The 24,316-nt window shown below is 34.8% G+C and carries 19 protein-coding genes; 10 read left to right on the top strand and 9 right to left on the bottom strand.

The window, feature by feature from the left end; translation table 11 throughout:
- Positions 1–559: 559 nt before the first annotated feature.
- The 6 genes from CLV33_RS12585 (at position 560) to CLV33_RS12560 (ending at position 10,168) form a co-directional block, all read left to right on the top strand.
- Positions 560–1,831, top strand: a complete 1,272-nt coding sequence (locus CLV33_RS12585; protein ID WP_105474213.1) for a porin — start codon at positions 560–562, stop codon at positions 1,829–1,831.
- 246 nt (positions 1,832–2,077) lie between these two features.
- On the top strand, positions 2,078–2,347 hold the full coding sequence (locus tag CLV33_RS12580; RefSeq protein WP_211297565.1) for an Asp-tRNA(Asn)/Glu-tRNA(Gln) amidotransferase subunit GatC: 270 nt from the start codon (positions 2,078–2,080) through the stop codon (positions 2,345–2,347).
- 2 nt (positions 2,348–2,349) lie between these two features.
- Entirely contained in the window at positions 2,350–3,750 is a 1,401-nt protein-coding gene (locus CLV33_RS12575) for an amidase family protein (RefSeq protein WP_105474212.1), read from the top strand.
- The gene (gatB/aspS, locus tag CLV33_RS12570) at positions 3,750–7,085 is read left to right on the top strand and encodes a bifunctional amidotransferase subunit GatB/aspartate--tRNA ligase AspS (protein WP_105474211.1); all 3,336 of its coding nucleotides are present in this window, start codon (positions 3,750–3,752) and stop codon (positions 7,083–7,085) included. Before CLV33_RS12575 ends, gatB/aspS begins: the two co-directional genes overlap by 1 nt.
- 394 nt (positions 7,086–7,479) lie before the next feature.
- Entirely contained in the window at positions 7,480–9,246 is a 1,767-nt protein-coding gene (locus tag CLV33_RS12565; RefSeq protein WP_045371456.1) for a DEAD/DEAH box helicase, read from the top strand.
- 148 nt (positions 9,247–9,394) lie between these two features.
- Entirely contained in the window at positions 9,395–10,168 is a 774-nt protein-coding gene (locus CLV33_RS12560) for a carboxypeptidase-like regulatory domain-containing protein (protein ID WP_042244018.1), read from the top strand.
- Between the two features lie 17 nt (positions 10,169–10,185).
- On the opposite strand, the gene CLV33_RS12555 is transcribed toward CLV33_RS12560, so the two are convergent.
- Entirely contained in the window at positions 10,186–10,845 is a 660-nt protein-coding gene (locus tag CLV33_RS12555; RefSeq protein WP_105474210.1) for a TrmH family RNA methyltransferase, read from the bottom strand.
- Between the two features lie 70 nt (positions 10,846–10,915).
- Positions 10,916–11,734, bottom strand: coding sequence for a CHRD domain-containing protein (locus CLV33_RS12550; RefSeq protein ID WP_105474209.1), 819 nt, complete (start codon positions 11,732–11,734; stop codon positions 10,916–10,918).
- A 149-nt stretch (positions 11,735–11,883) separates the two neighbouring features.
- On the opposite strand from CLV33_RS12550, the gene CLV33_RS12545 reads away from it, so the two are divergent.
- Positions 11,884–12,561: an SIR2 family NAD-dependent protein deacylase gene (locus CLV33_RS12545; RefSeq protein ID WP_105474208.1), complete on the top strand. Its 678-nt coding sequence runs from the start codon at positions 11,884–11,886 to the stop codon at positions 12,559–12,561.
- Between the two features lie 2 nt (positions 12,562–12,563).
- On the opposite strand, the gene CLV33_RS12540 is transcribed toward CLV33_RS12545, so the two are convergent.
- The 3 genes from CLV33_RS12540 to CLV33_RS12530 all read right to left on the bottom strand — a co-directional run bounded on the left by CLV33_RS12540 (position 12,564) and on the right by CLV33_RS12530 (position 18,032).
- A complete protein-coding gene (locus CLV33_RS12540; protein ID WP_105474207.1) occupies positions 12,564–15,851 on the bottom strand; it encodes an Ig-like domain-containing protein in 3,288 nt (1,095 codons plus the stop codon).
- 360 nt (positions 15,852–16,211) lie between these two features.
- The gene (locus CLV33_RS12535) at positions 16,212–17,447 is read right to left on the bottom strand and encodes a glycosyltransferase (RefSeq protein ID WP_317045177.1); all 1,236 of its coding nucleotides are present in this window, start codon (positions 17,445–17,447) and stop codon (positions 16,212–16,214) included.
- 111 nt (positions 17,448–17,558) lie between these two features.
- The gene (locus CLV33_RS12530) at positions 17,559–18,032 is read right to left on the bottom strand and encodes a heme-binding domain-containing protein (RefSeq protein ID WP_042244011.1); all 474 of its coding nucleotides are present in this window, start codon (positions 18,030–18,032) and stop codon (positions 17,559–17,561) included.
- A gap of 38 nt (positions 18,033–18,070) precedes the next feature.
- Between CLV33_RS12530 and CLV33_RS12525 the strand changes: the two genes are divergently transcribed.
- Complete coding sequence (locus CLV33_RS12525) at positions 18,071–18,637, top strand: adenylosuccinate lyase (protein ID WP_105474205.1); 567 nt, start codon at positions 18,071–18,073, stop codon at positions 18,635–18,637.
- Between the two features lie 92 nt (positions 18,638–18,729).
- Positions 18,730–20,073, top strand: coding sequence for an adenylosuccinate lyase (gene purB, locus CLV33_RS12520; RefSeq protein ID WP_105474204.1), 1,344 nt, complete (start codon positions 18,730–18,732; stop codon positions 20,071–20,073).
- A 281-nt stretch (positions 20,074–20,354) separates the two neighbouring features.
- Here the strand turns inward: purB and CLV33_RS12515 are convergent, their stop codons facing one another.
- From CLV33_RS12515 to CLV33_RS12500, 4 genes are read right to left on the bottom strand one after another with little or no spacing between them, the layout of a single operon-like run.
- Entirely contained in the window at positions 20,355–20,897 is a 543-nt protein-coding gene (locus tag CLV33_RS12515) for a DUF4252 domain-containing protein (protein ID WP_105474203.1), read from the bottom strand.
- A 37-nt stretch (positions 20,898–20,934) separates the two neighbouring features.
- Positions 20,935–21,498: a DUF4252 domain-containing protein gene (locus CLV33_RS12510; RefSeq protein WP_042244281.1), complete on the bottom strand. Its 564-nt coding sequence runs from the start codon at positions 21,496–21,498 to the stop codon at positions 20,935–20,937.
- A 31-nt stretch (positions 21,499–21,529) separates the two neighbouring features.
- The gene (locus CLV33_RS12505) at positions 21,530–22,027 is read right to left on the bottom strand and encodes a hypothetical protein (RefSeq protein WP_105474202.1); all 498 of its coding nucleotides are present in this window, start codon (positions 22,025–22,027) and stop codon (positions 21,530–21,532) included.
- Complete coding sequence (locus CLV33_RS12500; protein WP_105474201.1) at positions 22,014–22,523, bottom strand: RNA polymerase sigma factor; 510 nt, start codon at positions 22,521–22,523, stop codon at positions 22,014–22,016. The genes CLV33_RS12505 and CLV33_RS12500 overlap by 14 nt, the downstream gene beginning before the upstream one ends.
- A 362-nt stretch (positions 22,524–22,885) precedes the next feature.
- On the opposite strand from CLV33_RS12500, the gene CLV33_RS12495 reads away from it, so the two are divergent.
- The gene (locus tag CLV33_RS12495; protein ID WP_105474200.1) at positions 22,886–24,316 is read left to right on the top strand and encodes a S41 family peptidase; all 1,431 of its coding nucleotides are present in this window, start codon (positions 22,886–22,888) and stop codon (positions 24,314–24,316) included.

Below are 24,316 nucleotides of genomic sequence, written 5' to 3'. Positions count from 1 at the left end.
CCTCAAAATTTATTTGGGCGTTACCACACCTATGGCGTGGTCGGGCTTTCCGTTACAAGTCCTCGCTCGTGCCTCGCTGTGGGCTTTCTACTGCAATCCCTAACGCAACTGTCTGCCAAAAAACAAGGCTTAAACCATGCATACGTTTTATTTGCTTTAGCTTACACTAATTCTTGTAAAACAAGAAATTTTGACAAAAAAAAAAGACGCCTTTAAGCATCCTTCTGAATACAAACAAATATACGAAATTCTTGAGCTTTTAAAAACTATTTTACCGAGTACTTAATATAATTATCAACAATTGTTAATTACCTAAAAGTGTCTTAAATCGTCTAAAAAGTGCCTTAAAATTGATTTTAACAATTTTTAAGCCCTCTGCAAAAACGCTAAAAACAATAATTGCGTCTAAGGCGCTATATTAAATTTAAACTTGGTTACATATTGACTCCAAAAACGCAAACGTTATAGTGAAAAAAGTATACAAAACATGATGCATGTCACTTTTTGAGGGAGTAATTGATGATACTTTTGTCTAAAATTTTTAGAACTAATTTAAAAAATGAAAAACGTAAAGAATAAGATAGCAAAACTAGTGTGTATTGCTTTCTTAATTGTACCAACCCTTTTAACAGCTCAAGATAAAGAAGAGGCGTTTAAACCAACAATTAACTGGAATGTTAGAGCTCAAATTTGGCTTAGGTACTCTGATTTAAACGAAGGATCCCTAATCAACAACGAGCCTGTATCAAATGCTACCGATATTACAATAAGACGATTGCGTATCCCTATTACAGCGCAAGTAACACCAAAAATTTATTTCTACTCAATCCTAGGGGGAAACAATTATAGTTTTAAAACCAAAACCTTTCCGTTAGAAGTATTAGATCTGTATGTAGAATACACCTTTAACAAAGCTTTTGAGGCTGGTTTAGGTAAATCTGGCTGGCAAGGACTAAATAGATGGAATATTCGTTCTAATAAAACCTTAATGGGCTTAGACTCGCCTCTATTTACTTTAAATACAGTTGAAAAAAATGATGATATTGGCCGACTTATGGGAATTTGGTTTAAAGGACAAGTTGGTAAAATAGATTATAGGCTAGCATTTAATAGACCTTTAATAGTTAGAAATGTGCCAACAGGAGAGGTGAATTTTGCCAACAACAGGCCAAGAATAAAAACTTCTACTTATGTAAAATATCAATTCTTTGAACATGAGTCTAATAAATCTGCATACCAAGCAGGAACTTACCTGCAAACAAAAAAAGTCTTTAATATTGGCGCTGGTTTTCAACACCAAGAAAAAGCTATGAGCGATGGCGATGCGCAACTGGCAAGCACCAATTTTTATGATATGACACACTTTGCCGCAGATTCGTTTTTAAACTTACCGCTTATAAATGGCGATGCCATAACCGCCTATTTAGGGTATTATGATTACGATTTTGGTAAAGACTACATTAGAAACGTTGGGGCAAACAACCCTACAGATGGTGGCGGTATAGATTTTAACGGCACAGGTGTTGCGTTTCCAATGATTGGTACCGGCACCACTTGGTACACACAATTTGGGTATGCATTTAAGCAAACCAAAGTGCTAAACCAACCTATGATTATACAACCAAATTTTGCAATACAACGTTCCAACTGGGATGCTTTAGAGGACACTATGACGGTTTACGATTTTACAGTTAACTTTTTACTAAACGGTTCGCAAAGCAATAAAATAAGTATAGGCTACCAGCACAGGCCCATTTTTGATGCGGCTACCTTACAACAAAAAGATTACAAAGGAATGGCCGTTTTACAATATCAAATCGCTATGAAATAATAGCAATTAAACCTTAAGATATACTCAAAAAGTTACAGAAACAACATTTCTGTAACTTTTTTGTTTTTTAAAAGGCTTTCAATATTATCATTTTACTATTGTTTTTATGTAAAATTGATAATAAAATCATGCTTATTTTAAATATTTCAAAGCAATAAAAATAGCAATGCAACTTTACCTTATTAAACCCCTATTCTACATAAAAACTTTTGTAATTTTACCTGCTATAATTTTTAAGAATAAGACATGAGTAAAATTATGACAGTCGACGTATTGTCGAGCATTAAAGGAGCACAGCCATCAGAGACTGTGAACAAGTTATTTGAGGTAATAAAAAATGCCAATGCATCAAATAATAATTCTTTTAATGGCAATCATAATAATTGCGTGTCCCTAGATGATTTAAGAGACGATGTGGTGGTTTATAGTCCTGCTACAGAAAAGCAAATCATCATTGAAAACTTTCCGAAGGAAAAAAACGGCTATTTAGTAGTTTCTAAAGTAATTGAAGAATAGATATGGATTCTCAAATACGAAAAATTCACCAGCAATTGATGAACAAGGATATGACGTGTACACAACTGGTACAAGAAAAACTGGAAGCCTTAAAACAGAACACGCATAACACGGTTAACGCGTTATTAAACGATACAGCTTTAGCTTTAGCCGCCAAAGTTGATGCTAAAATTGCTAATGGAAAACCTATTGGTTTGCTAGAAGGTATTCCTTTTGGTATTAAGGATGTGTACATGGTACAAGGCACGTATACAACGGCGAGTTCTAACTTGTTAAAACACTATAAATCTGCTTATACTGCAACAGCAATTCAAAAATTATTAGATGCTGGCGCTATCCCTTTAGTTAAAGAAAACTGCGATAGTTTTGGTCATGGCTCATCTAGCGAAAACACCATTTTTGGTGCTGTAAAAAATGCCAAAAACCCTGAACTTGTAGGTGGTGGTTCTAGTGGTGGTTCTGCAGTAAATGTTGCTAAAGATTACACGGTTTTCTCTATTGGTGGCGATACAGGAGGTTCTATTCGTCAACCAGCAGGATATAACGGCGTTTATGGCTTAAAACCTACTTACGGTCGTGTTTCGCGCTACGGTTTAATGGCTTACGCATCTTCTACAGATTGTGTGGGGCCCATAGCAAAATCTATAGAAGACGTTCGCATTGTGTTAAACGTAATAAGCGGTAAAGACATAAAAGACCAAACGACGTATACTTCAGAAGCTATTTCAGAAGATAGTATTTTAAATTCTGATGGTATAACAACCGTAGGATACTTTAAAAATTTTATTGAAAACGATGCCATTGATGCAGAAATAAAAGCCGATTTTTTAAACACTATTGAAAAAATAAAAGCGAAAGGTATTGAAGTTAAAGCGTTGGATTTCTTTGATTCGAATACTTTAGTTTCTACATATTACACGTTGGCTATGGCCGAAACAGCATCAAACCTTTCTCGTTTAGATGGCACCAACTACGGCAACCGTATAGAAGCCGAAAACTTAAAAGAAACTTATGCTGTAACACGTTCTGAAAACTTTTCAGAAGAAACTAAGCGCAGAATTGTTGGTGGAAACCAAGTATTATCTCAAGGGTTTTCAGATGAAATATACTTAAAAGGTTTAAATCTTAGAGATGAAATTGCTGCAAATTTCGAGCACGATTTTAATGAGGTTGATGTGGTAATATCTCCTGTAACTCCAAATACGCCGCCTAAAATTGGCGACAGTTTAAAAGACCCTTTGGCCATGTATTTATCTGATGCATATACAGTTGGTTTCAGTTTAGGACAATTACCAACCATAACCATACCCCAAGGTACAGCTACAGGGCTACAAATTACAGCTGCAAAAAATAATGACGAACTCGTTTTGAAGTTTGCTAACTTCTTAAAAGACACGATATAATGGAACTGGAGCAATTAAACGAGCAACTTAAAAAGCACGAACTAGAACTGGTTATAGGGTTAGAAACCCACGTGCGTTTAAATACCAAAACAAAATTATTCTGTTCTTGCCCAAATCGAGAAATAGAAACCCCAAACCAAAATATTTGTTCGGTATGTACAGGGCAAATGGGTGTTTTACCCGCCATAAATAAAGAAGCCATTAAAAAAGCTATTTACTTTGGAAAAGCGGTAAAATCTACCTTTGAAAACGAAATAATTTCTTGGGACAGAAAACATTACGAATACCCAGACAACCCGAAAAACATACAAATTACGCAGTTTCATCACCCTATTATTCCTGACGGACAAGTATCGTGCTTTAGAAATGACGGCTCTCAGTTTACAGTTAATTTAACACAGGTTCATATAGAAGAAGACGCTGCAAAATTAATGCACGAGAAAAAAGTATCTCTTGTAGATTTTAACAAAGCTGGCGTACCTCTTATCGAAATTGTTACAGAGCCATGTATTCGCCATATAGAAGATGCTTCCATTTATGCACAATACATTCAGCGTATTGTGCAAAACCTTGGTATTTCAGAAGCAAACTTAGAGAAAGGTGAATTTAAATCGGATGTATCGGTGTCTCTACGTAAAAGAAGGAGTTATAAGTTAAATCCGCGTACCGAAATAAAAAACCTCAACTCCTTTAAATTTATGGTTGAGGCCTTAAAAGAAGAAGTTGAAAAGCAACTTAACTACTTTTTAGAACATAAAGAATTTAGACCAGACCAAACCACCGTATTGTTTGATGCCGATTTAAAGCAAACAAAAACAATGCGTAAAAAGGAGTTTGAAGCAGACTACCGTTTTATTTCTGAACCAGACTTACCTTTTGTAAATATAAAGGATGTTGTAGATAACATTAGTGTTGATATTAGCTCCCTTCCGTTTGCCGTAGAATCTATTTTAATTAAAGGCGGCGTGTTACCACAAGACGCTAAGTTTTTCACTGCAGATGCCGTTCGATCTAAAACCTTTGTGGCTATAAATGATGTTATAAAAGACCCATCGTTTGTAGCAAAAACTTTGGTAAACAATATAGGTGCAGAAGAGTATGGAAATATTCATAGAATAGAGCATCTTATTGAAATTTTCCAGATGTTTAAAGCCGAAAAAATCACTTCGGTTTTGGTACAAAATGCTATTACAGCCTATTTGAAGGATAGAACTTTTGACTACAACAAGTATTTTGAAGACAACACCATTTCGCAATCGCAAATAGATGAAGCTATTGCTAAAGTAATTTCAGAAAACGAGGCTATTGCAAACGATATTAAGTCTGGAAACCAAGGAAAGGCAGGTATTCTAGTTGGAAAAGTAATTGGTATTATAGGCAAAGGAGCTCCTGGAAAGGTTATTAGAGAAAGTATTTTAGCACAACTTGCCGCTGATAGTTTAGCTACAACACATGCTGAAACCGCGAGTAAACAAAGTGCAAAATCTAGTGCTGAAAAACAGGCTGCAGAAGAAGAAACGCTTCCGCAAATTCCAATTGTAATAAAAGAACAATACCGCAGCCATAAAGCTTCGGAATTAAGCGAAGCTTCAATTTCACAAAAAGTAACCTTAGCAGGATGGGTATCGAGTGTGAGAGATCACGGTGAATTAATCTTCATCGATTTACGCGATTCTAGTCACGAGATTTTTCAGGTGCGATTAAGTAGAGAATCGTTTCCTAATTTAGACGAACTCGTAAAGCTTAAACCAGAGTCGGTAATTACTGTTACAGGTGAAATTGTTCAGCGTAAAGCAGACGATTACAACCCTGCTTTAAGAACAGGAACAATTGAGTTAGAAACTTCGGAATTAGACATTCTAAACCTGTCTAAAACACTTCCTTTTGAAATTAAACGCGCTCATAAATCAAACGAAACAGTACGTTTTAAATACAAATATTTAGACCACAGAAATGATGATGTTCGTCGTGCCATTATAAATCGCCATAAGGTAATTAAACTAATGCGCGATCTTTTAGACGAGCAAGAATTTCTAGAAGTAGAAACGCCTATTTTAACTGCCGGAACCGATGAAGGTGCACGCGAGTTTATTGTGCCAACACGTAAAAAGGCGGGATCGTTTTACACCCTACCACAAGCACCACAACAGTTTAAGCAAATATTAATGGTAAGTGGTTACGAAAAATATTTTCAAATAGCGCGTTGTTTTAGAGACGAAGATTCTCGAGGCGACAGACAGCCCGAATTTACACAGCTAGATATTGAAATGGCATATGCTAGCATGCAAGATATTATTGATTTAAACACAAAAATGTTTAATGAAATAGTAACTAGGATTTATGGTAAAAAATGGATTTTACACCCGTTTGAAGTGTTAACCTATAAAGAGGCCATGGATTATTATGGTTGCGACAGGCCAGATTTACGTTTTGGACTAAAACTTCAAGATATTACCAATATAGTAAAAGATACCACCTTCCAAGTATTTAGTAAACCTATTGATGAAGGCGGAATAGTAAAATGCATTCGTGTTTCAGCCGAAGAACAAGGTAAAAAACGCTTATCTAAAGGACAAATAGAAAAATTAACTGGTATTGCCCAAGAGCATGGTTTAGGTGGTTTAGCCTACATTATTGTAAATGAAAACGATTTACAATCGCCAATAATAAAATTCTTAGGAGAAGACATTGCGAAAAACATAATTAAAACAACTAATGCACAGATTGGTGACATTGTATTCTTTTCTGCTGCCGACTACGAAACAGCCAATAAGGCCCTAGACGCTGTTAGGCAAGAATTAGGAAGCATGTTAAAACTAATTAACCCTAAAGAATTAAGACCTGCGTGGGTTGTAGATTTCCCAATGTTTGAAAAAACAGAAGAAGGCAACTGGACCTTTACGCACAACCCTTTTTCTATGCCAGCAGTGAAAGATATAGAAAAACACATTAATGGTAAAGAAGAAGAAATTGGTAGCATTATTGCACAACAGTACGATTTAATATTGAATGGTTTTGAAATTGGCGGCGGTTCTGTGCGTGCGCACAAACCTGAAATATTAGAAGCTACCTACAAGAATATGGGTTATAACAAAGAAGACATGATGAAGAGCGTTGGCACCATGTACAACGCATTTCATTATGGAGCGCCACCACATGGCGGTATTGCTTGGGGTGTAGACAGATTGATGATGATTTTAGAGAAAAAAGCTTCTATTCGCGAAGTTATGGCATTCCCAAAAACAGGAACGAGTGAAGATTTATTATTTGGTTCGCCTTCGCCGCTATCCGACAAGAAAGTTGAGGAAATGAATGTGAAGGTAATACGAAACTAATTACTTATAAACGCATAGCTAAAGCTTCAGATTCTTCTGGAGCTTTTCTTATTTCTGGTATTTTAAAAAGGCACTAACAAAAAAAGTATAGACTTCACAAAATAGAGAAACTAAACTTGCCAATGAAAAATCGATTTATTTTCAAAAAAAACTTTAAATCATCAATCCAAAATATTAGTGTATCTTTGCCGCTTGAAACAAAAAAAGTAGGTAGAGCTCTAAAACAAATTCGGAGTTAGTTATACCAATAAATTTTAGTACGCTTTACAAGCATTTAAAATTTAAGTTTCATTAAATTCCTCAGGGTGAGGATGTGTTGCTAGAAGTTTAGGTTAAGTATGTCGATTCGCTTCTTATGCAACACCGCATAAAAAAATCGCATACATAAACAAGAATGAGTACATTCCAAGATTTAGGTCTTAACAACGACCTATTACAAGCTATTACAGATTTAGGGTTTACTAAACCTAGCGAAGTTCAAGACAAAGCAATTCCTATTTTATTAAATTCTGAAACCGATTTGGTGGCTTTGGCACAAACAGGTACAGGTAAAACTGCTGCTTTTGGTTTTCCAATGCTACAAAAAATTGATGTAGACAGTCGTACCACACAAGGTTTAATTTTATCGCCTACACGAGAACTATGCTTGCAAATTACCAACGAGATGAAATTGTATGGTAAATACTGTAAAGGCCTTAATGTAGTTGCCGTTTACGGTGGCGCCAGTATTACCGATCAAGCTCGTGAGATTAAACGTGGCGCACAAATTATTGTGGCAACGCCTGGACGTATGAAGGATATGATTAGTAGGCGCTTAGTAGATATTTCTAAAATTGAGTATGCTGTTTTAGATGAAGCCGATGAGATGCTAAATATGGGCTTTAAAGAAGATATTACAGATATTTTATCGCACACGCCCAAAGATAAAAGCACATGGTTATTTTCGGCTACAATGCCTAAGGAGGTAGCATCTATTGCTAAAAACTTTATGTACAAACCCGAAGAAATTACGGTTGGTAATAAAAATGAAAGTACAAGCCAAGTATCGCACGAGTACTATCTGGTTAACGCAAGAGATCGGTACCAAGCCTTAAAACGTTTAGCTGATGCAAACCCTGATATTTTTTCGGTGATTTTCTGTAGAACAAAACGTGACACCCAAAAAGTGGCAGAACGTTTAATTGAAGACGGTTATAGTGCTGGCGCATTGCACGGAGATTTAAGTCAAAATCAGCGTGATTTGGTAATGAAATCGTTTAGAAACAAACAGATACAAATGCTTGTAGCTACCGATGTTGCCGCACGTGGTATTGATGTAGATGATATAACACATGTTATAAACTATCAATTACCCGACGAAATAGAAACCTACACACATCGTTCTGGTAGAACAGGTCGTGCTGGTAAAACTGGAGTTTCTATGGTAATTGTTTCTAAAAGTGAAGTGCGTAAAATTAAAAGTATTGAACGCATTATTAAAAAGCAGTTTGAGAAAAAGGATATTCCTAATGGTATGCAAATTTGCGAAGTTCAACTGATGTCCTTAGCTAAAAAAGTACATCATACCGAAGTGAATCATGATATCGACACCTATTTAGGCGATATTAATGCCTTATTTGAAGATACCAGTAAGGATGAATTGATTAAGAAATTCTTTTCGGTAGAATTCTCAAGATTTTACAATTACTATCAAAAGGCATTAGATTTAAATATATCTGTTTCTAACGACGATCATAAAGATTCCGGAAACTCTGTACGCTACTTTATAAATGTTGGAAAAAAGGATGGATTTGATTGGATGAGCTTAAAAGACTTCTTAAAGGAAGTATTGGAACTTGGACAAGATGATGTTTTTAAAGTTGAAGCAAAAGACACCTTTTCTTTCTTTAATACAGAAAAAGAACTACAAGAGAAAGTACTAGGATTTTTTACCGATTTTAAACATAACGGACGATTTGTAAATGTAGAAGTTTCTGAAAACCGTAGCCGTGGTGGTAGAAGAGATAGCCGAAAAGGAGGAAGACGGCGCGATGACAGAAAAAGTGGATCTAGCTTTACTTCTGGTAAAAAAGGAGGCCGTAGAAGCGACCAAAAATCTAAATCTAAGCGTTCTAAATCAGGTGATTTTGCAAGTTCTAGACCAAGACGTTCTAGACGCTAATTTTAAGGAACTTATTTAACAAAAGGCATTTTATCTATTAATTTAGGTATGCTTTTTGTTAATTTTAAGTCAAATTAAAACAGGAACCACAACATGTTATGGTTTTGTTTAGTATTTTTATCAACTAATAATTATTACAAACGTAGTCATGAAACGCTTTTTTAGCATCGTATTTTTTCTTTTTGCCGCATCTTTTGCTATGGGGCAAGATGTTACTAAGGCTATTGGTACGGTTGTAAATGCTGCTGATGATAAACCTTTGGAAAGCGTTAACATTGTTAACTTAAACCAAGTAAAAGGTACCACCACCAATAGCAAAGGTGAGTTTGCTATTACTGCTAAAGTTAACGATACCCTACACTTCTCGTACATTGGTTTTAAATCTATAAAAGTTAGGGTTACAAACGACTGGTTAAAATTTGGTAGTTCTAAAATTGAATTGACCGAACTAGCGCTAGCGCTTGAAGAAGTTGTTGTAAACCAGTTGAAACTTACGGGGTATTTAGAAGTAGACATTAAACAAGTACCGCAAATTAACGACAATTACCGCTACCAAATTGCGGGTTTATCTAAAGGCTATGAAGCTGGAAAAACATCTGGTCTAACCAAAGTTATTGGCTCTATTTTTAATCCTGCCGACTTTTTACACCGAATGTTTGGTAAAAAGCCTAATGAATTGCGTAAGTTAAAACAAATGAAAAAGGATGATGAAATTAGAAATCTCCTAGCATCGCGTTTTGATCGTGAAATGCTTACTGCCCTATTAAAAGTAGATCGTGTAGACTTAGATGAAATTGTAAGCCAATGCAACTACTCCAAAGGGTTTATTCAAACCGCAAACGATTTACAAATACTAGATGCCATAAGCGAGTGCTACGAAGAGTACAAGCTTTTAAGCAACAGGCGTAAAGACCGCATTTAGCAAATTACACTAGAAGTTTAAACTTTATTGTTGTAAAATCGCTCCACAATCTCATCGTAACTTTTAATGGTTTTTTGGCACCATTCCAAACGCTTTTTTAATTGTTCTGCTTCCGAGAGTTGCCAATCTATAGCTGTTCGTTTTAATTTACTAGTTACATGCTGTAAAATAATGGCCGCTGATACCGAAATATTTAAACTCTCCGTAAAGCCTACCATAGGGATTTTTAAATAACAATCCGCTGCATTTAAAACCTCTTCCGATAATCCTTCTGTTTCTCTTCCAAAGAAAAAACAAGATTTTTTACTAACATCAAAATCCTGTAAATCGCAATTGTTTCCATGGGGCGTTGTGGCTACTATTTGATAGCCTTTCTGTTTTAAATCTTCAATACAGGATTTTATTGAATGATACCTATTTAAATCTACCCATTTTTGTGCGCCCATTGCTATTTCCCTATCTATACGCTTTGTGTTTTGCTCTTCTACAATACTTACTTCTTGTATGCCAAAAACGTCACAACTCCTAATAACTGCACTGGTATTATGTAATTGATATACATCTTCAGTAGCTACGGTAAAATGAGAGGTACGTTGCGCTATAACTTTTGCAAATTTGTCTCGTCGGCTTTTAGTTAAGAAGCATTCTAAATGTTCCAGAAGGTGTTTATCAATCATTTTATAAAAATAAATAAACCCAATAAAATTATTGGGTTTATTAAATCTTTCTTCAAAAAAAAGGTGTTTATTAATTTATACCTATATCGCCCTGCGCTACAATAGTGGCTAGGTCTGCTGCACTTAGGTGCACATTAATATAGCCATCAACCGTAAGCACATCGCTATATCCAAACGGTGTTTCGTCGTCTAACTCAGATACGTTTGTCATACTCATACCTGTATTTCCATCTACTGGATCAAATGTAAATAGAATGTCTCCAGGTGCAGTAGCCACACTACCCATGTGTATGTGTGCTGGATGCATGCCATCAACAGGGGTGTTTGCAATGTCTAATACTGCGAGTGCTTCACCATTAGCACGTTCGTAAAAAGTTGCAGTTCCACTAATGCCTGTTACGTCTAATTCATTCAAACTATAAACTGTAGATGCTCCAGTAAGTACATTTTGCCCAATATCACCTTGCGCCACAATTGTAGTAAGTTCACTATCGCTTAAATGTACGTTAATGTAACCATCAAAAACTAACATATCTTCAAAGGTAACGTTGGTATCGTTATCCAATTCAGAGAATGTAGCTGTACTAAATCCTGTATCACCATTAACAGTACCCAATGTTACAGCAATACCTCCACCTTCAGCAGCTGTATTAAAATGAATATGTGCTGGGTGCATACCGCCAGAGGGGGTTCCTGTTAATTGTAACTCTACTGTAGTTGAGCCATCTTCGTTTTCAATGAATTTTGCAGTACCCGAAATATTTGGATCTGCAACCGAATTTAGCTGAATGGTTTGTGTTGCTCCAATAAATACTACATCATCATCGTTATCGCAACTGCATAAAAATAAAATAGGTAATAATAGAATACTTAAAATTGTCTTTTTCATGTTATTTAAATTTGAGATTTTATCAAATGTATAACACACAAAACGCCATGCTTTGCTTATTTGAATGAATTATTGGTTCATATACATTTATACTATTTACTTAAGTTTTAATTAAACAATATAATTTTATTACTTTGTTAAAAAATAAAATGCAGCATATAGTAGTACTTACAGGCGCTGGCATGAGTGCCGAAAGCGGAGTTAAAACCTTTAGGGACGCCAATGGCCTATGGGAAGGACACGATGTTATGGAAGTTGCCACACCAGAGGGTTTTGCTAAAAATCCAGAATTAGTTTTAGATTTTTACAACCAACGTAGAAAGCAATTATTTGAGGTTGAGCCAAACCAAGCCCATAAAGATTTAGCTAAACTAGAAGAGCACTTTAAAGTTACCGTAGTTACCCAAAATATAGACGATTTGCATGAACGTGCAGGAAGCACTAATGTGATACATTTACACGGAGAATTATTAAAAGTACGAAGTACGTTTGACACAAATGATATTTTAGATTGGAAAACCGACTTAGTTTTAGGAGATGTTTGTAAAAAAGGGTATCAATTACGACCACATGTGGTTTGGTTTGGTGAAGATGTACCTATGATAACCAAAGCTATGGAAATTTGCGAAACCGCAGATATTTTGTTAATTATTGGCACTTCTATGCAAGTATATCCTGCGGCTGGACTTATGCATTATACACCTGCTAATACTCCAACTTATTTTATTGACCCAAAGCCAAATATTGAAAGTAAAGCAAACTTAACCGTTATAGCTGAAACCGCTACTGTTGGCATGAAACAACTAATTGAAAAATTAATAATTTAAGTCTACCGAATTAAACTAAAATGCCCTCTAAAAGTTCTTAAATCCCCCTCGCCATCTACAAGGTTTACAACATACCAATAATCGTTAGCGCTTAGTAATTGTCCATTAAAAATACCATTCCACCCTTTAGAATTTGGTTTAAATTGTTTGATGAGCTTACCATATCTATCATAGATAAAAACGGTTGAATTTTGTGAATAATCTGTACTTAAACCTTTAACATTCCATGTATCATTTATACCATCGCCATTAGGTGTAAAAAACTTGGGAAAGCCCATTACAAAAACATCAATAGCTACTGTACCGCAGCCATTAATATCTCTTACATAAACCGTGTGTGCTCCAGCAAATACATTTCTGAATATTGGAGTACTTTGGAATGGGCCAAATTCGTTATCTAAAGCAAATTCATAAATACCTATTCCAATATTAGAATCATCGATAGTAATGGTATTATTATCTGATAAATCCTCAATTGTTATATCATCTTCAGTAATAGTAGAAACCCCTGATGCCTTAACTTCAAAACTTACAGGAAAAGATTTACACCCTTTACTGGATGTTGCTACCACAGTATATATATCTTCAGCAGATACAGTTGCAAACTCAGAAGTACTAATGGTAATATTATTAGAATTGGTCCATTCGTAACTATATGCCCCATTTGGGTTAAAAGTATTTAAAGTAACCGAACCCCCATTTAAACAAAAGGTTTCAGATTGGTCTACCTCAAATTCTGGTCGAGGGAGAACCGTTAGTACCAAATTTGGACCTATACCAAAACAATCGCCATTATCTTCACTTTCTACCCGCACGTAAAGTGTTTCAGAAAACGGGTTTTCATTAATATAATTTGTTGTATTAACAATTTCATTTTCTTCTAAACGTGCGTCTGATAAACTCTTAAAATAATGTACTGTTAAATTCTGACCAGCGGGAAACTGATTCACAAAATTATTGGAAACTGTAGTTAAGTCAAATTCATAAAATCCATCTGGATCTGCATCATTATCACATAGTTCTATTTCTTGAACGAACATAGGAGACAAAGCCGTAGTAGATACTTCTAAAGTAATGGTAGATACACTAAAACATCCTGTGACATTATTTGTTACTCGCCCGTAAATTACACTAGCATCTCGATTATTATACGGTAGCGGCTGTAATGAATTTATGCCCAAATCTGCGTCGTTTTGAGTGCTATGGTAAGTAATTGAAACATCGCTTAAGTTTTCAGTAGTAATAATGTTATTTAATTCGTTCAAGTTAAACTCTGTAAATCCATCTGGAATTCCATCTTCATCGCAATTTTTAAAAACTATAGATGACTGAACTTCAGGCAATGCATTTACACGTATAGTGAATTCTGTATCGGTATAACAGTTTACATTTAAAATATTTTCTAGTCTAACATAAATAGTTTGCGCGTTAGGTATTGTGTTTTGATAACTCTCAGGTGTTGCTATAGAGTTTGTTCTTGTAGGATCGTTATAGTAAATAAGATTAAAATCAGCAGCATTACTTCCGTTTAATAAAGTGGTTTGCATCAATGTTAAATCAAATTCTGAAACTCCATTAGTATTATCGCCATCTGCCATGGAATCGCAAGTTTCTAGCGGAGCTATTTCATTAGGTAATAATATTGCGACTGTGTCGTAAACTAAAACTGCTACTGATAGCCTGTTAGTACTTTCACATTCTGATATGGTTTGCGTAGCATAATAAGTGGTATTATTCACCAATGGTGTAGAAATATCAAGAGCATTGCCTCCCAAACTACTATCGTACCAAGTAATGTTTGTTCCGGCAACCACAATATCAGCCAATGTAGGCTCATCTACATCACAAAACTCTTGCACCGCATTTCCAGTTGGAGGTGGTGTATTTATAACTGTTACGGTTACGGGTGTTCTTACTGAAGTTACGCATCCGTTATTTGTGGCCTCTACAAAATAAGTAGTTGTATTATTTAACACAGGCGTAGTAAAAGATGAACCTGTTGCTAAAGGAACGCCACCAATGGGAACATTATACCAATTTATAGAACCAATAGATGCTGTAGCGCTTATGGTAGCTGCACTATTGCTACAAATTGTACTTTCTGCAATACTTTCTATAATAGGAATAGTATTAACCGTGGCGGTTACTTGTAAACGTTCGCCAGTATAACAACCGTTTACCGAAGCCATAGCGTAATACGTTGTGGTTGTATTTAGCACAGGTGTATTAAACATATCTCCTACAAAAACAGGTGTTGTAGCTGTGGGGCTATCAAACCAAGCCACATCGCCACTAGAGGCTGTGGCCTGAAGTAATACACTTCCTGAACCACAAATAGCAGCGGGAGTAATTATACTGGTGATTTCTGATATATATATTCTTGTGCTTGCAGAAATGTCTACTACAGGGTCGCCAGGTGTGCCGCCATATTCTACAATATAACCTTTAGGTTGATATGGTCCACTGGAATCTCCTGTATTTGATAAATCGTTCCATGATCCATTTATACCAATGCCAGGAGCGGTTATATGTGCATAATCTTCATTACCAAACTGATTGGGTTCACCTGTATTCCAATTAGCAAAATTAGGTGTTGTACCATTTGCCAAACCATTCCAAAAAACAGTGCCAGCCTCTGGCCCAGTCATCCATCTCCAAACACCCTCGGTTTGTTCGTCGCTACCTCCTATCCAACCTGCTCCTGCTGCTTGCTCGCCAGAAAGCTGTGCTTCTTCAACCGAGGTAATTGTTGCCAAATACCCCTTTAATCCAAAATATGTTCTGGCATCGGCAGCTGCTCTTGCGTTTGTCCAAGTAATTCCTAAATCTGGAACATACTCATAATAATGCCCCGTTGAAGGTAAATAGTTGGCACTTCCTATAGTGAAAGAAAATAATTTTTCACCTGAATTTGTATTCAAAGTACCTTGAAAAACCACATCGTTTACAGCAGCTATCAAATCTACATAATTCATTGGTGTGCCGCCAACCCCTCTTAAGCTTAACTTACCTTGAGTTACATTCCAATTAGATGTGATATTTGGATGCGTGCCCGTTAGCAATAACACATCTTCTCCCGAAGTATATCCTGTAGATATTTGAATAAAAAATGCATCAATTTGCGTATCATCGGGGTCTATGATAGTAAAACTTGTAACGATATTTATTTGAGTGCCTGGGCAATAACTTTGATCGCCTGTGGCAACCAAGTTTGGAGGTATATTTTGGGACCAACCTCCCAAGGCACCAAAAACAAGAAATATGACTAAAAACTTATTCAAAGCATTCACTACATAACAGGTTAAGTAATCAGTTAATAAAGTTAAGGATAAATACGCTAACAACTTATTAAATTAGCTATTTATCCTATTTGTTAGATGACTAACTTTAGAAGTTATTTAACTATAATTACAGCTTCATTTAACATAACACCTAATTGCTTAGTTCTCTTTCCTTAAAAGGTAGCGCTATTAGTTACTTTTACATTACCTGTATATAGCATTTTGTTTATGTAATTACTATCTCTTTTGAAATGGAGTCGCAAATGCCCCAGAAAGCATAAAAACATCACTCACTGGTTTTCTAAAACAACAAGCATGCTTTACATTTTTAATAACCCAATTTTAAAAAATAAATAAACTTATTGTAAATCAACTATTTTTCTCTTCAATCCACTTACTCAAATACTTTGTACTTTGAAGCGAATGATGCATCAGCATTTGTCCAACAAAATTGTTTTGCCTTTTTTCGTTGAGGTGATTTAGCGTGTTCTGAATTGCTTCAACCAAAACCTTACGGTATTTATTTTTATTAAAAAATTGATTTAAAACAGGAAATGTGCCTGCTGACTTTTCGTCCCAGAGCAACTTATTCTTATAGATATTAACTGCTTTTCCTGTAAAATCCTCTGGCGTATCAGCAATACATCCACAGGTTTTAATTAATTCTTCCATTCCTTCAGCCCCAATTGAAGTGGTAACTACAGGTGTACCATTTTGCATAGCATCGACTAATTTACCTTTTAGTCCAGCGCCAAATCTAATAGGTGCCAAACATACTTTTGCCTTTTGCATAACTTCGTTAACATCATCAGCAAACCCTTTTATTAAAAAACCTTGTTTTACATTATGCAGTTGGTTTACTTTTTCCGAAACGTAGGCTCCATACACATGCAATTCTGCTTTGGGTAATTGTTTTCTTATTAAAGGCCAAATGGTTTCCTTTAAATATAAAACTGCATTATAATTTGGCTCATGTAGAAAATTACCAATAGTTACAAAATGGTTACGCTCTTTAAACTTTGGGAACTTAGCAAAATCTATTTCCAATATGTCATCAATCATAAAAGGTAAATACAATAATAACGATTTATCTACTTTAAAAGTATTCGCTAAAATTTCCATTTCTGCTTTAGAAATTATCAAACTTAAATCGCATCTATAAATACTCGCAATTTCACGTTTTGCTATATCACTAAACAAATGGGTTTTGTTAAAAGATTTACCAACCTTAAAAGCCTGTTGTCTGCCTTTACGTAAAAAATGTAAATCTTCAGTGTCTAAAATTCGTACCGCTTTTGGGCATTGTTCTGCAACGCGCCACCCAAATTGCTCTTCCATCATAAAACGATCAAATATCACAACACTTGGATTTAAGGTTTTTATAAAAGCATCAAAACTCGAATTATTAAGTGCAATAGTTTGTTGAGAAACACCAATTGTGTTTAAATGGAAAGCATTATCAGTTTTTGCACAAGGGCTAGCGAAAGTAACATCGTAATTTTCAGAAAGAAAAACATCAATTAGCTGCAACATTCGACTTCCAGCAGCAGAACTTTTTGGTTCTGGCCACACATAACCTATAACTAAAAGTTTTTTGTTTGCCACGAATTCATGCATGTAACGGTACAATCATTTTTTAAAGCATTTCACGAATTTAACGCATCACAGCATTTTTACGTTCGCTTTCCCTTTGGGAAGTATAGGTTGAGGCTTATTCTATTCAGGTTTAGGCTGTAAACCGTATTTAAGACGTACATTTTTTGCCCAATTTACAACAGCATCAATTTGCGCTTGGGTTAATTTGGCATCACCATGCGTCCAAGTATAAGAATTTAATGGCATTTCGCCTTCTTCAACTTCTTCTATTAATTCTTCAAACTTATGGTCTTTACGTTTTATAGAATTGCCTTCCCATTTAGATACATTAAAATGTTTTTTTCCATCTTTTATATGGCTTGCCAACCAATAATTTACTGGCGTAATTTTATCGTACCATGGGTAACGTGTAACATCGCTATGGCAGTCGTAGCATGTTGTTTCTAAAATAGCTTTTACATCTTCTGGCGGATTAGTCTCAGCTTCAAAGGCAGCAACCGAAGCTATATCGCCTAAGTTTTTTTCAGGTCCAAAAAATTGTGCAATTACAAATACAACAAGAAGGGCTAAACCTATTTTTTTTACTATTTTCATACAAGTAATTTTAAGAATTTAAAAATAAGAAAACCTTTTTGACTACAGCAGAACTTTATAAAGAATTAAATTTTGTAAACCACTCGCGCGAAAAACGCTTGTATTATGCCAATTTAGTAATAGACAATCCTGAATTGATTTCTAAATTGATGGCTATTCTCTTTATGGTTAATGATAAAATTTCGCCTAGAGCTGCTTGGGTTTTGGAATTTATGTGCAGTAAAAACATAACATTAATACTTCCGTATTTAGATGAATTTACCGAAAAAATGAATTCGGTCCATTTAGATTCCGCAGTAAGACCTGTTGCTAAAATTTGCGAACTTTTAACTATCGCGTACACTTCAAAAGATAGGAATAACGTAAAACAAGAACTCAAACCTATTTATAAGGAACGTATTATTGAAACGTGTTTCGATTATATGATAAACGATGAAAAAGTAGCTCCTAAAGCTTATGCGATGAACACCTTATACTTATTTGGAAAAGAGTACGATTGGATACACCCAGAACTAGCTTTAATTTTAGAACGCGATTTCCATTTACAGAGCGCTGCTTTTAAAGCAAGGGCTAGACATATTTTAAAAAAGATTAAAAAGGCTTAGAAAAACCTTTAAATTCTAAAAATTCGTAAATCGAATATCGCAAATCGCAAATCAAAAACGTATCTTTGGCTCTTTTAAAAAATCAAACAAAAATGTCATTATCTCCACTCAACGCCATTTCACCAATTGATGGTCGCTACAGAAATAAAATTGACGCATTAGGCGCCTATTTTTCAGAAGAAGCCTTAATAAAATATCGTGTTTTAGTTGAAATAGAATATTTTATTGCACTTTGTGAAATTCCGTTACCACAACTAGAACATGTAGACCACTCTGTTTTTGATGATTTAAAAGATATATACAAGTCGTTTTCTTCTAATGATGCCAAGGCCATAAAAGATATTGAAAGTGTTACCAATCATGATGTGAAAGCTGTAGAATACTTTATAAAAGAAAAGTTTGACGCTTTAGGATTATCAGAATTTAAAGAATTTATCCATTTTGGATTAACATCGCAAGACATCAACAATACAGCAATTCCTTTAAGCATTAAGGAAGCCATGAACGATGTTTACGTTCCTGAATATTTTAATGTTTTAAATAAACTGAAAGCGCTTGTAAAAGACTGGGCCGATGTTTCTATGTTGGCAAGAACACACGGGCAACCTGCATCTCCTACACGTTTAGGAAAAGAAATTAATGTATTTGTTGTGCGATTAGAAGAGCAATTCAACTTATTAAACGATATACCAAGTGCCGCTAAGTTTGGTGGTGCCACAGGGAATTTTAATGCACACCATGTAGCTTACCCAAATATAGACTGGAAAGCTTTTGGCGACACATTTGTACAAGACAAATTGGGGCTACAACATTCGTTCCCAACAACGCAAATAGAGCATTACGACCATATGGCGGCGTTGTTTGATGCCCTAAAACGCATTAATACAATTCTTATTGATTTGGATAGAGATGTTTGGACTTATGTTTCGATGGATTATTTTAAACAAAAGATTAAAAAAGGTGAAGTTGGTAGTTCTGCAATGCCACATAAGGTAAACCCAATAGATTTTGAAAATTCTGAAGGAAATTTAGGTATTGCCAATGCTATTTTCGAGCATCTTTCAGCAAAATTACCCATCTCTAGATTGCAACGCGATTTAACCGATAGTACTGTTTTAAGAAATGTTGGTGTACCATTTGGGCATACTTTAATAGGTTTTAAATCTACTTTAAAAGGGTTGAACAAATTATTATTAAATACCCCCAAATTTGCCGAAGATTTAGAAAACAATTGGGCTGTTGTGGCTGAAGCCATTCAAACAATATTAAGAAGAGAAGGTTATCCCAATCCATATGAAGCGTTAAAGGGGCTAACGAGAACTAACGAAAAAATAAATCAGAATTCTATTTCGAATTTTATTGATACTTTAGAGGTTTCAAACAAAATTAAAGACGAATTAAAACAAATTACACCAGCTAACTATACTGGTATTTAATTTATAAACATGTTAAGCAGCAAACAATCTTTAGCACTAACTGGTTTTATAACAGCAGGTATTTTTATATTCGGTATATTGGATATATTAGATAACTTTATTGTACTAACCGTGTTAACTCTTATGTTTTTTGCTGTAGTATTAAATCTACTTTATACAAATTACAAACATAAACAAGATTAAACATTAAGATAACCGCTAAAGCTTAAACATAAACATAACAAAAAACTCCGACACAGAATGTATCGGAGTTTTTATTTGTAATCCTATTTTAGTGTTCACTATTTAAAAAAATTCAACATATCTTGCATTTGAGATTCGTCTAAATTGGCATTATTAAGCGCTTGGGCCAAGGCCACCATTTTTTCAGGACTCATATCGTCTCCCAAAATTCTAACTACTGCAAACCCCATATCGTTGGCACTCCCAAACACCACTACTTCATCGGCTTCGTCATCATCTCCAATATACTTTACCAAAATTTTTCTGCCTTTATCACTAAACTCCATTAAATCTTGGTACTTACCTTGTTTTAAAATAGTTTTTACCTTCTCTAATTCAACAGTATAAATAGCTGTATTAGTTTCATTTATATTAAATCCTAAAAAATTTAGTCTTCTTACAGAATTAAAAGCCTCATGCTGCGCTTCAGTAAAATTTGTTTTATCTAGTTTCACCATAGATACGGGTATATCTTGCGATATAAAATTGGGCATTTCCTGATGATCTACAAAATACCGCTGCAAACTTGGTTCGCTATTACAACTTACCAAAATTAAACTTAAAAAAGCAGTGATACCTAAAATTTTAACTGTTCGCTTCATGATTGATGATGAATTGATTGATGAATTTTAATAATACTTATGATTTCTTTTTCTCCAAATGATCTCCACCAGGAATATTCATTCTTTGTGTTAATTTAGAGATTTCGTTTAAGTCTATATCGCCTGTCATAGACACTACAACAGTTTCAATCTTACGTTCCTTACCATTAATCTCTACTTTCTCATCCATTTTCTTATCTATACCCGTTACAAAAATTAGTAACTCTTTTACGTGGTCTGCATCTTTACCTTCCATTACATAAAATTTTACTTCGGTACCATCATCTTTTACTTCCATAAGCTCCTCTAATTTACTAGAGCGCGATTTTACCCATTTAGCAATATCTGCCGAAATAGCTAAATTATCTGTAACTAAGGTTCTAAAACTGGTAATGCTTTTTACCATATCCATATAGGCTTTAGCTTCAGGATCGTCAACATCAATACCTATTTTAGAAATCATCTGAAACATTTTAGGTTTAATGTTTACATAGGTTACGTTAGGGTCGTCGCTGTATTTATCAAATACGCTTTTTTGTGCCATTCCTGTTAAAGGCAACAACATAATTGCCATTATAACTACTATTAATTTATGCTTCATCTTACTTGTTTTTAAGGTGTTTATTCTTTTTTTAATATTCATTTGTTTTAAAAATTATGCCTGTTGAATTTTCAATCTCATTCAAATAATTTAGGGTTGCCGTACCTTTATTTACCTCGTTTAGGTAATTTACGGTAGATGTACCTTTATTAAAATGATTTGAAATCATGGCTAATTGTTTTGATACTTCGTTAAAAGCTTCTTCTGGTTCACAAAACGTACCCACTACATTCTCTTTACATGTATTAGTATCTGTAATTGGCGTAAAGTAAACTCCCAACATGATAACTGCAACTGCTGCAACCGATAACCACTTGTAATTAAACGTTCTTTTAGTTTTTAATGGTAGGTCTTTAGTAAACTGTTCCTGTTGGTTTCCCAAAAAATACGTAAACATAGGTTTGTAGTGTTCAAGGTGAGGTGCAACGTTGTCCTTAGTAAAATAGTGTTTTAACACTTGCTCTTCCTTTAGGCTTGTCTCTCCGTTTTCGTACTTTTCAAGTAATTTTTCTATATTATTTAATACCATAATTATGTGTATTAGTTAATCGTTCTCTTATTGTTTTTCTTGCTCTCGATAAGGCTACTCTTACTGCCGTATTATTCATGCTCAGCATCTTAGAAATCTCATCGAAATCATATTCTTCTATATCTCTTAGTTGAATTATCATGCGTTGTTGTTCTGGCAACTCTTGTATTATGCGCTCAACCCAACTTACGCTATCGTTTAACTCAACCTGTTTTTGTAGCGGTGTATTTTTCTCTTCATAATTACTATGTACAATTTTTAAGTTTTGTGCCTGTTTCGATTTTAGCTTATCGAAACAAAAATTCTTAGTCATCGTCATAGAAAAAGCCTCAACATTTTTATATTCACCAATTTTACCTTTGTTCCGCCAAAGCTTCAGTAACACTTCTTGCGTGGCATCTTCAGCTTCTTCGGTAGATACAAGCAATCGTTTTGCTAAACGAAACACTTTATCCTTAAAAGGCATTACAATATTTAAAAACTCGTTTTGAGTCATTTTGGTTTTGGTTAATGTTTGGTTAAAATAACATAGTTTGTGCTATTTGTAATTACGACGACCCACTATTTATTTTGTTACATCAAAAAATCAAAAATTTTAAAATTAGGGCGTTACCCCGCTATTGGCGGGGTCGGGCTATCCGTTATATCTTTTTATCGTACCTCAAAAAAGGATGCCACTTCTATCCCTAACGCGGTCCAATCTGCCAAATTAACTCTTAAACTGCCAGCAAATGTCTCTTCGTGCTTCATGCTTCATGCTTAATGCTTCCAACCCACAATTCATCGATTAATTTTTTATTATACAATAATGTAAGTAAATTTAGGGTTTAATAGACTACTTATATAAAATTGCGGAAAATGAAAAGAATAAAAGCCCTAGTAGTACTTCTTGCTGCCCTAGTTTTAACAAGCTGTTTTGAAGATAGAGACGATAATCTGGTACAATCCAGCAGTATCAATGATTTTGTATGGAAAGCTATGAATCTGGTTTATCTCTACAAAAGCGAAATACCTAATTTAGCAGACGACAGATTTGGAAGTAATGCTGAATATTCAGAATATTTGAATGGCTTTTCTTCGCCAGAGGCATTATTTGAAAGTTTAATATACCAAAGAGAAACTGTTGATAGGTTTAGCATAATAGTTGACGATTACATTACACTAGAACAACGGTTGCAAGGTATTTTTAAAACTAATGGTATGGAATTCGCACTATATGCAGCACCTAATAGTGATACTGAGCTTGTTGGAGTTGTTAGATTAGTGCTTAATGGTAGTGAAGCAGACATTAAAGGTGTAAAGAGAGGCAATTTATTTACCCAAGTTGATGGCACAACAATAACTAGAACTAATGCAGGAAGCCTTTTAAATCAAGATGTTTACACCATTAATCTAGGAACTTATAATGATAAGGGTACAACTGAAACTTCAGACGATAGTATTGAGCCCAACGGTACAAACATAGTGTTAGAAAAGTTTCAATTTACTGAAAACCCTATTCACATCAGCGAGACATTTCAAGTAGGAGGAGAAAATGTAGGCTATGTAATGTACAACGGATTCACAGCAGGTTCAGAAAACAGTTTAAATAATGTGTTTGCCAATTTTAAATCAAGTAATGTTCAACATTTAGTTCTTGATTTAAGATATAATCCGGGAGGTTCTGTTACCACAACTACGTTTCTTGCTAGTATGATTACAGGCCAATTTACCGGACAAGTATTTGAAAAGTTGGTGTACAATGAAAATTTACAAGAACTAAATTTCGATTATCTATTTACAAGCAATATTAATGGTAGTGCAATTAATAGCTTAAACTTAAGTAAAATATATGTGTTGACAACTGATAGGTCTGCTTCTGCAAGTGAAGGTCTTATTAATGGCCTTAAACCTTACATAGAGGTTGTGCAAATAGGCATTAATACCACAGGAAAAACACAAGCCTCAAGAGTATTTTATGATTCTGCAGACTTTGGCAGACAAGGTGCCAATCCTGCACATACATATGCTATACAACCTTTAATAGCTAATGGTATTAATAAGAATTTAGAGGCAGTACCTGGAACAGGATTACCGCCATCAATTGGTTTTGAATACGAAGAAAGACCTCTAAATCTTGGTGTTTTAGGCGATGAAAACGAACCTATGCTGGCTCTTGCATTGGCGGATATAGAAAACTCCACAACTAAAAGAAATATTGTTAAAGAACAGCCGCAATTAATCACCAACAAAACTATGGATAGTTTCGATTTCCTTCCATTTGAAAAAGGCGGTATGATTGCAGATTAA

Origin of the sequence: Jejuia pallidilutea (genome assembly GCF_002973595.1) — a bacterium.
GTDB lineage: Bacteria > Bacteroidota > Bacteroidia > Flavobacteriales > Flavobacteriaceae > Jejuia > Jejuia pallidilutea.
The sequence above is the reverse complement of the archived record's forward strand: the minus strand, read 5'-3'. Positions and strand labels throughout refer to the sequence as shown.